At 72.0% G+C, this 13,010-nt stretch carries 11 protein-coding genes; 5 read left to right on the plus strand and 6 right to left on the minus strand.

Going from position 1 to position 13,010, the window contains the following annotated elements; genetic code table 11:
• The first annotated feature begins 50 nt into the window (after positions 1 to 50).
• Positions 51 to 1,886 carry a choline/carnitine O-acyltransferase gene (locus tag ACZ7MX_RS37135; protein WP_472138928.1) on the plus strand — a complete coding sequence of 612 codons (1,836 nt, stop codon included), beginning with the start codon at positions 51 to 53 and terminating at the stop codon, positions 1,884 to 1,886.
• Between the two features lie 52 nt (positions 1,887 to 1,938).
• Here ACZ7MX_RS37135 and ACZ7MX_RS37140 read toward each other — a convergent pair whose 3' ends face one another.
• Positions 1,939 to 2,805 (minus strand): Fpg/Nei family DNA glycosylase, encoded by an 867-nt coding sequence (locus tag ACZ7MX_RS37140; protein ID WP_472138791.1) that lies wholly within the window; start codon positions 2,803 to 2,805, stop codon positions 1,939 to 1,941.
• A 112-nt stretch (positions 2,806 to 2,917) separates the two neighbouring features.
• Here ACZ7MX_RS37140 and ACZ7MX_RS37145 point away from each other — a divergent pair, with 112 nt between their 5' ends.
• Complete coding sequence (locus tag ACZ7MX_RS37145; protein WP_472138792.1) at positions 2,918 to 5,542, plus strand: MDR family MFS transporter; 2,625 nt, start codon at positions 2,918 to 2,920, stop codon at positions 5,540 to 5,542.
• Positions 5,535 to 5,729: a hypothetical protein gene (locus ACZ7MX_RS37150; RefSeq protein ID WP_472138794.1), complete on the plus strand. Its 195-nt coding sequence runs from the start codon at positions 5,535 to 5,537 to the stop codon at positions 5,727 to 5,729. The genes ACZ7MX_RS37145 and ACZ7MX_RS37150 overlap by 8 nt, the downstream gene beginning before the upstream one ends.
• A 104-nt stretch (positions 5,730 to 5,833) precedes the next feature.
• Here ACZ7MX_RS37150 and glnA read toward each other — a convergent pair whose 3' ends face one another.
• Positions 5,834 to 7,243 carry a type I glutamate--ammonia ligase gene (gene glnA, locus ACZ7MX_RS37155; protein ID WP_472138796.1) on the minus strand — a complete coding sequence of 470 codons (1,410 nt, stop codon included), beginning with the start codon at positions 7,241 to 7,243 and terminating at the stop codon, positions 5,834 to 5,836.
• Positions 7,244 to 7,537: 294 nt separating this feature from the next.
• Between glnA and ACZ7MX_RS37160 the strand changes: the two genes are divergently transcribed.
• Entirely contained in the window at positions 7,538 to 8,005 is a 468-nt protein-coding gene (locus ACZ7MX_RS37160) for an RDD family protein (RefSeq protein ID WP_199812505.1), read from the plus strand.
• A gap of 129 nt (positions 8,006 to 8,134) precedes the next feature.
• On the opposite strand, the gene ACZ7MX_RS37165 is transcribed toward ACZ7MX_RS37160, so the two are convergent.
• The 4 genes from ACZ7MX_RS37165 to lipB form a co-directional block, all read right to left on the minus strand.
• Positions 8,135 to 8,845: a DUF4191 domain-containing protein gene (locus tag ACZ7MX_RS37165; RefSeq protein WP_261951917.1), complete on the minus strand. Its 711-nt coding sequence runs from the start codon at positions 8,843 to 8,845 to the stop codon at positions 8,135 to 8,137.
• Positions 8,846 to 8,855: 10 nt separating this feature from the next.
• Positions 8,856 to 9,074 carry an SCO2195 family GlnR-regulated protein gene (locus ACZ7MX_RS37170; RefSeq protein WP_201801924.1) on the minus strand — a complete coding sequence of 73 codons (219 nt, stop codon included), beginning with the start codon at positions 9,072 to 9,074 and terminating at the stop codon, positions 8,856 to 8,858.
• Between the two features lie 225 nt (positions 9,075 to 9,299).
• The gene (gene lipA, locus ACZ7MX_RS37175) at positions 9,300 to 10,250 is read right to left on the minus strand and encodes a lipoyl synthase (protein ID WP_472138798.1); all 951 of its coding nucleotides are present in this window, start codon (positions 10,248 to 10,250) and stop codon (positions 9,300 to 9,302) included.
• A gap of 119 nt (positions 10,251 to 10,369) precedes the next feature.
• Positions 10,370 to 11,197: a lipoyl(octanoyl) transferase LipB gene (gene lipB, locus ACZ7MX_RS37180; RefSeq protein ID WP_472138800.1), complete on the minus strand. Its 828-nt coding sequence runs from the start codon at positions 11,195 to 11,197 to the stop codon at positions 10,370 to 10,372.
• A 281-nt stretch (positions 11,198 to 11,478) separates the two neighbouring features.
• On the opposite strand from lipB, the gene ACZ7MX_RS37185 reads away from it, so the two are divergent.
• On the plus strand, positions 11,479 to 12,975 hold the full coding sequence (locus ACZ7MX_RS37185) for a regulator (RefSeq protein WP_472138802.1): 1,497 nt from the start codon (positions 11,479 to 11,481) through the stop codon (positions 12,973 to 12,975).
• The last annotated feature ends 35 nt before the right edge of the window (positions 12,976 to 13,010 follow it).

Raw genomic sequence — 13,010 nt, forward strand, 5'->3', positions numbered from 1 at the left:
CACCGACACCCGAATCGAGAACGTAAGTGACTGAGCGTCAGGCGACCGCGATGGACCACCCGACCGAGGAGAGCAACGAGAACGCCACCCCCACCTTCGCCCTGGAGGACACCCTCCCGCGGGTGCCGCTGCCCTCCCTGGAGGAGAGCTGCGAGCGGTTCCTCGCCTGGTGCCGGCCCCTGCTGACCCCCGCCCAACTCGCGGAGACCGAGGCCGAGGTGGCCGCCTTCCTCCGTCCCGGCGGCCCCGGCCGGGTGCTCCAGGCCGCCCTGGAGGAGTACGACGCCACCGAGGGCGTGCACAGCTGGCTCGACACCTTCTGGCCCTACCGCTACCTCGGCCGCCGCGACCGCATCGCCCTCAACGCCAACTTCTTCTTCCTCTTCCAGGACACCGGGCAGTCCCAGCTGGACCGGGCCGCCGGCCTGATCGCCGGGGCGCTGCACCACAAGCGCCAACTGGACCGGCAGGCCCTCCCCCCGGTGATCCAGCGCGGCCGCCCGCAGAGCATGGAACAGAACAAGTTCTTGTTCTCCACCACCCGCATCCCCGGCCCCGACCAGGACACCGTCCGCGCCCCTTACACGGCCGAGTGGCCCGGCCCGTCCGACGCCCGCCACATCGTGGTCTTCTTCCGGGGCCGCATGTACACCCTCGACGTCCTCGGCCCCGACGGCACACCGCACACCCTCGACGACCTGAAGGACGGCCTGCAGGCGGTCCTCAAGGCCGACCCGGGTACCGAGCCGGACGCCCCGGTCGGCCACCTGACCACCATGGCCCGCGCCGAATGGGCCGCCGCCCGCGCCTCCCTCCAAGCCCTGCACCCCGACAACGCGGCGGCCCTCGACACCGTCGAAACCGCCCTCTTCTGCCTCTGTCTGGAGGACTTCGCCCCCGCGGACACCCGGACGGCCTGCGACGAACTCCTCTACGGCGACCGCGGCAACCGCTGGTTCGACAAGGCCGTCTCCTTCATCGTCTTCGCCGACGGCCGCGCCGGCATCAACGTCGAACACTGCGAACTGGACGGCACCACCATCCTCAGCTTCGTCGACGCCCTGCTCACCACTTCGCCCGAGGACCACTCCCGCCTCTCCGGGGCGCGCCCCCAGGGCGCCCCCGCCCCGCACCCCCTCACCTTCCACCTCGACGACGCCCTCCGCGCCCAGGTACGCTCCGCCGCCACCGCCTTCGCCCAATACGGCGCCGACACCGCCACCACAACGGTGTCCTTCGACGACTTCGGCGCCACCACGGCCAAGTCCCTGGGCGTCTCCCCGGACGCCTTCGTCCAGCTCGCCTACCAACTGGCCCACCAGCGCGCCAAGGGACACCTGGGCGCCACCTACGAGTCGATCGCCACCCGCCAGTGGCGCCGCGGCCGCACCGAGGCCATGCGCGTGGTCACCCCCGAGATCGTGGACTTCGTCGCCACCCTCCAGGACCCCGCGACCGACCCCGCCGCCCGCCGCACCGCCCTCCACGCCGCGGCCCGCGCCCACGTCACCCGCGCCAAGGAATGCCAGGCCGGCGATGCCCCGGAGCAACACCTCTGGGAACTCGAACTGATCCAGCGCCGCCGTGGCCCCGACCTCGGCCTCACTGAACAGCCCGCCCTCTACCGCACCCCCGGCTGGCTGGTCATGCGCGACGACTACCTCAGCACCAGCTCCGCCCCCTCCACCCACATCCAGTACTTCGGCTTCGGCTCCACCAGCCCCCGCTGCATCGGCGTCGCCTACGTCCTCCTCCCCGACCGCTTCCACCTCTACCTCTCCACCCCCCGCCCCGTGGCCGCCCAGATGCACGCCTTCGCCGACCACCTCCGCGAGGCGGTACACGAACTCCGGGAGTTGCTGGCCACCGACCGCCCCACGGCCTGACGCCCACCCCGCCCGGCCGCCGGACATCCGGCGGCCGGGGCGGGGAAGCCGGCTACTTCAGCAACCGCGACAACCGCCGGTCGGCGAGCGGCTTGCCCCCGGTCTGGCAGGTGGGGCAGTACTGCAACGACGAGTCGCTGAACGACACCGCCCGGACGGTGTCCCCGCAGACCGGACAGGGTTCCCCCGTCCGCCCGTGCACCCGCATCCCCGTCCTCTTCTCCGCCTTGAGGTCCGCCGGCGCCAGCCCCCGGTCCCGCTCGACCGCCTCGCCCAGCGTGGCTCCGACCGCCGCGTACAGCCGCGCCACCTCCTCCTCGGACAGATCGGCGGCGAGCTTGAACGGTGACATCCGCGCCGCGTGCAAGATCTCGTCCGAATAGGCGTTGCCGATCCCGGCCAGCACGCTCTGGTCCCGCAACACGCCCTTGATCTGCCGCCGTTCGCCCGTCAGCATCCCGGCGAAAGCCGCCCGGGTGAAGCCGTCACCCAGCGGATCGCGCCCGAGCCGCGCGACGCCGGGCACCTCCTGCGGATCCCGCACGACGTACAGCGCGAGGTGCTTCTGACTGCCGGCCTCCGTCACGTCGAACCCCGCACCCTCGGGCTCCCGGAGCCGCACCCGCAGCGCCAGCGGCCCCTTCCCCGGACGCGGCGGAGCCGCCGGCAGCCGCTCACTCCACCGCACCCATCCCGCCCGCCCCAGATGCATCACGAGAAACAGCTCTCCGGCCCGGAGCGCGAGGAACTTGCCGTACCGGGCCACGCCCTCGCACACCTGCCCCTCCATCGCCGCCAGCGGCGGATCGTAGGTCTTCAACGCAGCCACCGACACCAGCTGCGCCCGGTCCACCACCCGCCCCGCCAGCCGCTCCTCCAGGAACCGCCCCAGCGCCTCGACCTCCGGCAATTCAGGCATATCCCCAGTCTGCCGCGGGGCCTGGGCCCCGGCCACACAGCCCGGCGCCCGGCAAGGGAGGAGGAAGTGTGAATCCCGTACCGGAGCCGGTCCCGTGGATTACCTTGCCCCCGTGGACCAGTTGATCTCATCGGACCCGACGCACATAGGCCCGTACCGCCTGATCGCCCGCCTGGGCGCCGGCGGCATGGGCCTGGTGTACCTGGGCCGTTCCGAGGCCGGGCGGACCGTCGCGGTCAAGGTCGTCCAGGACGAGCACGCCCAGCATCCGGAGTTCCGCAGGCGCTTCGCCCGTGAGGTGGCCGCGGCCCGGCGGGTGGGCGGCTCCTGGACGGCGGACGTGCTCGACGCCGACACCGAGGCCGCGGTGCCCTGGGTGGCGACCCAGTACATTCCGGGGCCCGACCTGACCACCGTGGTGGCGGACGACTACGGGCCGCTGCCCGAGCACTCCGTCCGGCTGCTGGCCAACCGCCTCGCCCTCGCCCTGCAGGCGGTGCACGAGGCGGGCTTGATCCACCGCGACCTCAAACCGTCCAATGTGCTGGTGACGGTGGACGGGCCGCGCGTGATCGACTTCGGTATCGCGCGGGCCATGGACACCCTCGCCGGGGACAGCCTGCACACCCGCACCGGCATGCTGATCGGATCCCCCGGCTTCATGTCGCCCGAGCAGGTACGCGGCCTCCCCCTCACCCCGGCCAGCGATGTGTTCTGCCTGGGCGCCGTCCTCGTCTACGCCGCCACCGGGCGCCTGCTCTTCGGCGCCACGGAGACCGGGCTGAACGCCCACCTCTTCCGCATCGCCGAGGAGGAGCCGGACCTGACCGGCGTACCGGAGCCGCTGCTCGACCTCGTACGCGCATGCCTCGACAAGGACCCGGCCCGGCGGCCCGCCCTCCAGCAGGTCGCGGCCCGCACGGAGACGGACACGGAGGGGGAGTGGCTGCCGGGTGCGGTGCTGGCCCAACTCGGCCGCCACGCGGCCCGGTTGCTGGACTACGGCCCGGAGACGGCCGTGGGTACGCCCGGGGCGGCTCCCGCCGGGACGCCCCTGGTGGCGCCCGCAACCCCCGCCACCCCGCCCGGCCCGCCGCAACCGTCGGCACCCCCACCGCCCGCGTACTCACCCACCGCCCCGGCCCGGCCCGCCACCCCGCAGGGCTTCGGACCGCCCCTGAACCCGCCCTCCCACGCCTGGCCCCCACCGGCCTCCCCGCCGGACCTCCAGGATCCGCCCCCGCACCCCAGGCGCTGGTGGGGCCTGGCGGTGGTCGGTCTGGTGCAGCTGTTCGTGCTGCTCGATGCGACGTCCCTGCACATGGCGGTGCCGACCGTCAGGGCCGATCTGCACCTGCCGACCGGCGGCCTGAACCTGCTGTTCACCGGCTACGACCTGGCCTTCGCAGCGCTGCTGTTGCTCGGCGGACACCTCGCCGACCTGATCGGCCGCAAGCGGATGCTGCTCATCGGGCTGGCCGGCTTCGCGGCGGCCGCCGCCTTCGGCGGAATGGCCCCCACCTCCGGCATGCTGATCGCGTCCCGCGCCGTCCAGGGCGCCTGTGCCGCCCTCCTGTCCCCGGCCGTACTGTCCCTGGTGGCGGCCAACTTCCCCGACCCGAAGGCCCGGGGCCGGGCGTTCGGCATCTACGCCGCCATCGCCGCCGGCGGCTCGACGGCCGGCCTGCTCACCGGCGGCTGGCTGATCGAGAACCTCAGCTGGCGCTGGTGCCTGTTCGCCGACGTCCCGCTCGCCGTGCTCGCCGTGATCGGTGTGGCCACCCTGGTCCACGACCGCCCGCTCCGCCCCCACCGCCGCCTCGACGCTCCTGGCCTGCTGCTCGGCTCCGGCGGCATCGTGGCCCTGGTCCTCGGCTTCCAGGAAACGGGCCCGCGCGGCTGGCTGGACCTCCTCGTCCTGGCCCTGCTCGCCCTCGGCGCCGCCCTCCTCGTGGCCTTCTTCCTGTGGCAACGCAGAACGACCGACCCGCTCCTCCCGCCGTACCTCACCGACAACCGCAGCCGCATGGGCTCCTTCCTCGGCCTGTTCCTGACCGGCGCGGGGACCCTCGCCCTCTTCCCGACCCTGATGGCGTACCTGGAGAACGTCCGCGGCTACTCCGCGATCGCCACCACCACGGCCATGCTGCCCATGGTCGCCGCGATCCTCATCGGCTCCACCCAGGTCTCCGCCCGCCTGCTGCACCGCGTACCGGCGCGCCACCTGATCACCCCGGGCCTGCTGCTCACCGCGTGCGGCCTGCTGCTCCTGACCCGCCTCCAGCCCGACAGCGACTACACCGCCGTGCCCCTGCCCGGCATGGTCCTGGCCGGCCTCGGCCTCGGCATGGCCCTGATGCCGCTCTACTCCCTCGCGACGGCCGGCACCGCCGCCCCGGACTCCGGCGGCATCGCCGCAGTGACCAACACCACCGACGAGGTGGGCGCGGCGCTCGGCACCGCGCTGTTCAGCAGCTCCCTCGCCGCGGCCGTCGCCGCCCGCCTGGACACCGTCCAGGGCCTCCCGCCGACCTTCGGCGCCGCGGCCCGCAGCGGCCAGGTCATCAGCCCGGCCGGCCTCCCGCCGCGGTTGGCGGAAGTGATCAGCCAGGCAACGGTGGGCGGCTACACCGACGCCCTGTGGTGGTCGGTCGGCCTCTCCCTCCTCGGCGCCCTGGCCACGGCCCTGCTGATCAGGCCCACCACCCCGACGACCCCGGGCCCTGTACATGAATAGCCACGAGAGCTACGACGACGAACAGCCCGCCCCGCTCTACGAGCTGCCGGAAGAAGGCGACCGGGACGACCCGGACCCCCCGCTCGCGGAGCGGCCGGAGGACGGAGCCCGCGACCTCCACTACGAGGAATGGCGCGCCCACGACCGTCGCGGCCCGTACGGCCAACACCGTCGCCGCCGCAACTGACACAAAAGGACCGCCGGCCGCGCCTCCCGAAGCGGGAGAAACACGGCCGACGGCCCGGAGACCTCACAGACCGGAGCGGAGAACCGCGCCGGCCTGTGGCGGTCTTAGATGTCGTAGTAAAGCTCGAACTCGTGCGGGTGCGGGCGCAGCTGGATCGGGGCGATTTCGTTGGTGCGCTTGTAGTCGATCCAGGTCTCGATCAGGTCGGCGGTGAAGACGCCGCCCTGCTGGAGGTACTCGTTGTCCGCTTCCAGGGCGTCGAGGACGGCCGGGAGGGAGGTCGGGACCTGGGGGACGCCCGCGTGCTCCTCGGGGGCGAGCTCGTAGAGGTCCTTGTCGATCGGCTCGGCCGGCTCGATCTTGTTCTTGACGCCGTCCAGGCCCGCCAGGAGGAGGGCGGAGAAGGCGAGGTACGGGTTCGAGGACGGGTCCGGGGCGCGGAACTCGACGCGCTTGGCCTTCGGGTTGGAGCCCGTGATCGGGATGCGCATGGCCGCGGAGCGGTTGCGCTGGGAGTAGACCAGGTTGACCGGGGCCTCGAAGCCGGGGACCAGGCGGTGGTAGGAGTTCACCGTCGGGTTCGTGAAGGCGAGGAGCGAGGGGGCGTGCTTGAGGATGCCGCCGATGTAGTAGCGGGCGGTGTCCGAGAGGCCCGCGTAGCCCTGCTCGTCGTAGAAGAGGGGCTCGCCGCCCTGCCACAGGGACTGGTGGACGTGCATGCCGGAGCCGTTGTCACCGAAGATCGGCTTGGGCATGAAGGTGGCGGTCTTGCCGTTGCGCCAGGCGACGTTCTTCACGATGTACTTGAAGAGCATCAGGTCGTCGGCGGCGGCCAGCAGGGTGTTGAACTTGTAGTTGATCTCCGCCTGGCCGGCGGTGCCGACCTCGTGGTGCTGGCGCTCGACCTGCAGGCCGGCCTTGTCCAGCTCCAGGGAGATCTCGGCGCGCAGGTCGGCGAAGTGGTCGACCGGCGGGGCCGGGAAGTAGCCGCCCTTGTAGCGGACCTTGTAACCGCGGTTGTTCTCCTCGGAACCGGTGTTCCAGGCGCCGGCCTCGGAGTCGATGTGGTAGAAGGACTCGTTCGACTTGGTCTCGAAGCGGACGTTGTCGAAGACGTAGAACTCGGCCTCCGGGCCGAAGAACGCGGTGTCCGCGATGCCCGTGGAGGCGAGGTAGGCCTCGGCCTTCTTGGCGATGTTGCGCGGGTCACGGCTGTACTGCTCGCCGGTGATCGGGTCGTGGATGAAGAAGTTGACGTTGACCGTCTTGTCCCGGCGGAACGGGTCCACACGAGCGGTGGAGAGGTCGGCACGCAGCGCCATGTCGGACTCGTGAATGGCCTGGAAACCGCGGATCGAGGAGCCGTCGAAGGCGAGTTCCTCGGCCGGGTCGAACGCCTTTGCCGGGATGGTGAAGTGCTGCATCACACCGGGCAGGTCGCAGAAACGGACATCGATGAACTTGACGTCCTCGTCCGCGATGAACTTCTTGGCCTCGTCGGCGTTCTGGAACATCCAACTCCTCCTAGCCCGGTCACCGGTCGGCGGACGCGGGATTGCTACTCGGAACGCGACCAGTCCGGTGGCGCGCTCGCCCGACCATAGGCAGGCGGGATTTCTCAAGCATGACCCATTTGTTTCGCCGAGGTTAACCGCCGCGCGGTCCCTTTTACCCCCCAGTGTGCGCCAATGCGAGGGATTGCGAGCCCGGTGGTGAGGCCAGGTTTCCGCCACCGTTACGGACGGCCCGCCTGCGCGGATACCGGCCCTCCGGGAAGGGAACGTATGCGGTCCCAGTACCGTGGACGGGTGGACAACAGGCAAGCAATCGGATCGTGGATCTCCGGGCCCCGCGCGGCAGCCGAGGACATGGGCGTCGAATTCGGATACCGCGGGCAGCGGCTCGGGCTGCCGGAGGAGGGGCCGGGGGCGCTCGCCCGCCCCGGGCGCCGGTTCGCCGCGCTCTTCATCGACTGGGCGCTGTGCCTGCTGATCGCCTACGGGCTGCTCAGCGGCGGCCGGGCACAGTCGGCGAGCAACTGGGCACTGGTGGTCTTCGCGGTGCTCAGCGTGCTGACGGTCGGCACGGTCGGCTTCACGCCGGGCAAGCGGCTGCTGGGCCTGCGGGTGGTCGCCGAGGGCGGCGGCCGGATCTCGCTGCCGCGGGTGGTGCTGCGCACCCTGCTGCTCGTCCTGGTCATCCCGGCCGTCGTCTGGGACCGGGACGGCCGCGGACTGCACGACCGCCTGGTGCGCGCCGTACAGGTCCGGATCTAGCCGCCGGACCGGCATGACACGGATGACATGACACGCCGGAGCGATCCGACACACGGGTGACACGACATACGGGTGGGGCCCGGGACCGCGACGGTCCCGGGCCCCACCCGTGTCGGATCGGGGCTGCGCTCAGCGCGCCTTGCCGCCACCCTTGGGCATCCGCATGCCCTTCGGCATCGGGCCCTTCGGTACGGGCATGTTGCTCATCAGGTCGCCCAGCGCGCGCAGCCGGTCGTTGACCGCGGTGACCTGGGCGCCGGGGAGGACCCGGGGCAGCTTCAGCAGGGTCGTGCGGAGCTTCTTCAGCGGGACCTGGCCCTCGCCGTCGCCCACCACGATGTCGTGGACCGGGGCGTCGGCGACGGTACGCGCCATCCGCTTCTTCTCGGCGGCCAGCAGGCCGCGCAGCCGGTTCGGGTTGCCCTCGCCGACCAGCACGATGCCGGCCTTGCCGACCGCGCGGTGCACGACGTCCTGGTTGCGGTTCATGGCCACCGCCGGGGTGACCGTCCAGCCGCGCCCGACGTTGTCCAGTACCGCGGCCGCCGCACCGGGCTGGCCTTCCATCTGCCCGAAGGCCGCGCGCTCGGCACGCCGTCCGAAGATGATCGCCATCGCCAGGAAGGCCAGGACGAAGCCCAGGATTCCGGCGTAGACGGGGTGGCCGATCGCGAAGCCGATGGCGAGGAGGACGCCGAATACGACGATGCCTACGCCAGCGACGACAAGACCGACCTTCGAGTCGACCCGACGGGTCATCTTGTAGGTCAGGGCGATCTGCTTCAGCCGCCCGGGGTTCTCAGCGCCGGCAGCGCCGTTGGAGTGTGCCTTCCTCGCCATACAGCGAAGTTTACGTGGCGTGCGGGCGGCGGGTCGCCGCGGCCTCCAGTACGTACGCCGCCTCGTGGCGGTCCTTGGCGCGGCGGCGGTCCTCCAGGACCGATGTCCAGGCGTTCCGGCGCGCGGTGCGCTGGCCACCGCGCATCAGGACGGCCTCGACGGCGCGCAGGGCACCGGTGACGGAGGGAAGGGGGCGGACGGGGGTGGCGCGGAGCGGCGCGGCCTGCATGGTCAGTGACTCCCTCTGGCTGTTCGGAGAAGCAGGGCTGGTGTGGGAGCGGTACGTGCATCCATCGTCACTCAACGGTGTTACCAACGGATGACCTGCCGGTCAAACACCAATGAAACGTTGACGCGGCCCGCCACGCCCCCTGTCCTGAGGGGAGTGCGGGCCGCGTGGTTCCAGCATGTGCCACATTTCACAAGACGGCGCGCCGGGGAGAGCCGGCCGGACTCAAACCGCCTGACTGGACGCCTCGACCTCGCGCCGCTCGACGGCCTGCTGGTAAAGGCGGCCGGCGCGGTACGAGGAGCGGACCAGCGGACCGGACATGACGCCCGCGTACCCGATCTCCTCGGCCTCCTCCTTGAGCTCCACGAACTCGGCCGGCTTGACCCAGCGCTCGATGGGGTGGTGCCGGACCGTGGGGCGCAGGTACTGGGTGATCGTGATCAGCTCGCAGCCCGCGTCGTACAGGTCCTGGAGCGCCTGGCTGATCTCCTCGCGCTCCTCGCCCATGCCCAGGATCAGGTTGGACTTGGTGACCAGGCCGGCCTCGCGGGCCTTGGTGATCACCTCCAGCGACCGCTCGTAACGGAAGCCGGGGCGGATCCGCTTGAAGATCCGCGGGACCGTCTCGACGTTGTGGGCCAGCACCTCCGGGCGGGAGGAGAAGACCTCGGCGAGCTGCTCGGGGACGGCGTTGAAGTCCGGGATCAGCAGTTCGACGCCGGTGCCGGGCATGGCGGCGTGGATCTGGCGGACGGTCTCGGCGTACAGCCAGGCGCCGCCGTCCTCCAGGTCGTCGCGCGCGACGCCGGTGATCGTGGCGTACTTCAGGCCCATGGTCTGCACGGACTCGGCGACCCGGCGCGGCTCGTCGCGGTCCAGCGCCTGCGGCTTGCCGGTGTCGATCTGGCAGAAGTCACACCGACGGGTGCACTGGTCGCCGCCGATGAGGAACGTCGCCTCGCGGTCCTCCCAGCACTCGTAGATGTTGGGGCAGCCCGCCTCCTGGCAGACCGTGTGCAGGCCCTCGCTCTTGACCAGGCCCTGGAGGTGGTTGTACTCGGGACCCATTTTCGCCCGGGTCTTGATCCACTCGGGCTTGCGCTCGATGGGGGTCTGGCTGTTCCGGACCTCCAGGCGAAGCATCTTGCGCCCGTCGGGTGCGACTGCGGACACGTCCGGCTCCCTACAACTTCGTTTCTTCGGCGCACACCAGGGTACGCCCGATAATTCGCACGTCTATACGTGGATGGCAACCCCAGGTCGCAGGGCCGCATTCCCGACTGCCGGGGCGGTCAGACCGCCCGGGGCAGCAGCTCGGCGTTCTCCAGGACGTCGCGCAGATGCTTCTCCACCACGGGCAGCACCTCGGCGATGGTGATGTCCCGGCCCAGCTCACCGGCGAGCGAGGCGACCCCCGCGTCCCGGATGCCGCACGGCACGATCTTGTCGAACGAGGTGTTGTCCGGGTTCACGTTCAGCGAGAAGCCGTGCATCGTGACGCCCTTGGCGACCCGGATGCCGATCGCGGCGAGCTTGCGGTCCTCCCGGCGCTGGCCGGCGTTGGACGGCGCGTACTCCGGGCCGTTCAGCCGCGGGTCGAACAGCTCGTCCGCCAGCCGCGGGTCGAAGTCCAGGTTCAGCCCGCCCAGGGCCGGCCGCTCCTCCACCGGGTCGCCCAGCACCCACACACCACTGCGGCCCTCGACCCGGCTGCCCTCGATGCCGAACTCGGCGCAGGCCCGGATCAGCGCCTCTTCCAGGCGGCGCACATGCGCGACGACGTCCACCGGGCGCGGCAGCTTCTGGATCGGGTAGCCGATCAGCTGGCCGGGGCCGTGCCAGGTGATCTTCCCGCCGCGGTCCACGTCGACGACCGGGGTGCCGTCCAGGGGGCGCTCGTCGTCGGTCGTGCGCCGGCCCGCGGTGTAGACGGACAGATGCTCCAGCAGCAGACAGGTGTCGGGCACCTCGTCCGCGAACCGGGCGGCGTGGATCCGGCGCTGCTCCTGCCAGGCCGACTCGTAGTCGACCGCGTCGGCCCCGAAGCCCAGGTGGACAAAGCGCAGCCCCTCGGGTGCGGGGGTCTCCCCCCGAGAGATCGCAGTCACGGCAGCTCCCATCCGAACTTCTGTTGCGCTGTGCGGCAACGTTGATGCCTTTCGATGCGTTCGCGCCCCCAGCAACTGTACGGCGGCCGGATCCGGTCCCCGCAGGCGGCCGGTGTACCCCCAGCAACCGCAGTCCCGGCCCTGCTCACACGATCGGATGAACGCGGGACGCAGGCCGCGAGAACGGCACCGAAGGCCGTTACATTCACGCCGTTCCAAGAGGGCGATGAGCATGCCGGACCGGGTGGGCCGAAACCGGCGCCCGGCCCGGAAGGCAGGAGACCGTAAAGCTGATGACGGAACGACCCGCGCACACCCCCAACCGACAGCTCGCCGCACTCATCGCCGAGGCGGGCTTCTCCAACGCCGGTCTGGCCAGACGGGTCGACCAACTCGGCATCGAGCACGGCCTCGACCTCCGCTACGACAAGACCTCCGTCACCCGCTGGCTGCGCGGCCAGCAGCCCCGGGGCACCACCCCCGCGCTGATTGCGGAGGTCTTCACCCGCCGGCTCGGGCGCCGGCTGTCCGCCCAGGACCTCGGCCTGGACGCCTGTGCGCCGGTGTACGCCGGGCTGGAGTTCGCCGCGAGCCCCAGCGAGGCGGTGGACATCGTCAGCGGACTGTGGCGCAAGGACTCCGGCAGCCACGCCGAGCTCCGCAAGATCGCCTTCACCCCGGCCGGGCTCGTGGTGCCCAGCCGCGACTGGCTGATCGGGCGGCCCGACGACCGGGTGGCCCGCGGCGAGCCGGCCACCGGCGAGGGCACGGGAGCGGGCGCCGGTGCGCCCGCGGGCGAGAGCGCCGGCCGGGTTCCCGTCCAGGGCGGCCGGGCCTCGGTGCCCCGCCAGCGCCGGACCGCCGACCGGGTCGACCGCACCCAGGGCTCCAAGGTCACCTCCGGCGACATCGCCGCCCTGCGCTCGGTCGGCGAGCTGTTCCGGGCGCTGGACCACGCCTACGGCGGCGGCCACGCCCGGCAGGCCCTGGTGCGCTATCTGGAGCACGAGGCCGAGCCGATGCTGCGCGGCACCTACGGCGAGGCCACCGGCCGCCGGTTGTTCGCGGCGGTCGCCGATCTGACCCGGCTCGCGGGCTGGACCTCGTACGACATCGCCGCGCACGGCCTGGCGCAGCGGTACTTCGTCCAGGCCCTGCGGCTGGCCCAGGCGGCCGGCGACCGGGCGTACGGCTCCTACGTCCTGGTGACGATGAGCCGGCAGGCCGTCTATCTGGGGCACGGCAGGGAGGCCGTCCAGCTGGCGCGCGTCGCCCAGCAGGGCATCGGCAGCGGCGCACCGCCCGCCGTCCAGGCGCTGCTGCACTCCGCGGAGGCCCGCGGCCACGGTGTCCTGGGCGAGGTCCGGGCCTGCACGGCGGCGCTGGCCCGCGCGGAACGCGCGCTGGAGACCTCCCGCCCCGGGGACGACACCCCGTACTGGGCCCGCTTCTTCGACGAGGCCCAGCTCGCCGACGAACTGGCGCACTGCCACCGCGATCTCCAGCAGTACCGCGCGGCCTCCCAGCACGCCGAGCGCTCCCTGCAGCTGCGCGCCGCCGGGTTCGCCCGCAGCCGGCTGTTCTGCCGGGTGGTGCTGGCGACCGCGCGGCTGGGCCTGGGCGAGCTGGAGCAGGCCTGCACGCTCGGGGCGGAGGCGGCGCTCCAGGCGTCGGAGATGCGCTCGGTGCGGGCCCATGAGTACGTCAGGGAGTTCGAGCGGCGCCTGGAGCCGTACCGGGACGCGGCGCCGGTGCGCGGCTACCGCGAGCGGATCGCCGCGCTGGGCTGAGGAGCCGGGCGGGGGAGCCGGGCCGGGCGCAGCGC

The organism is Streptomyces sp. NPDC107765, from assembly GCF_055657085.1.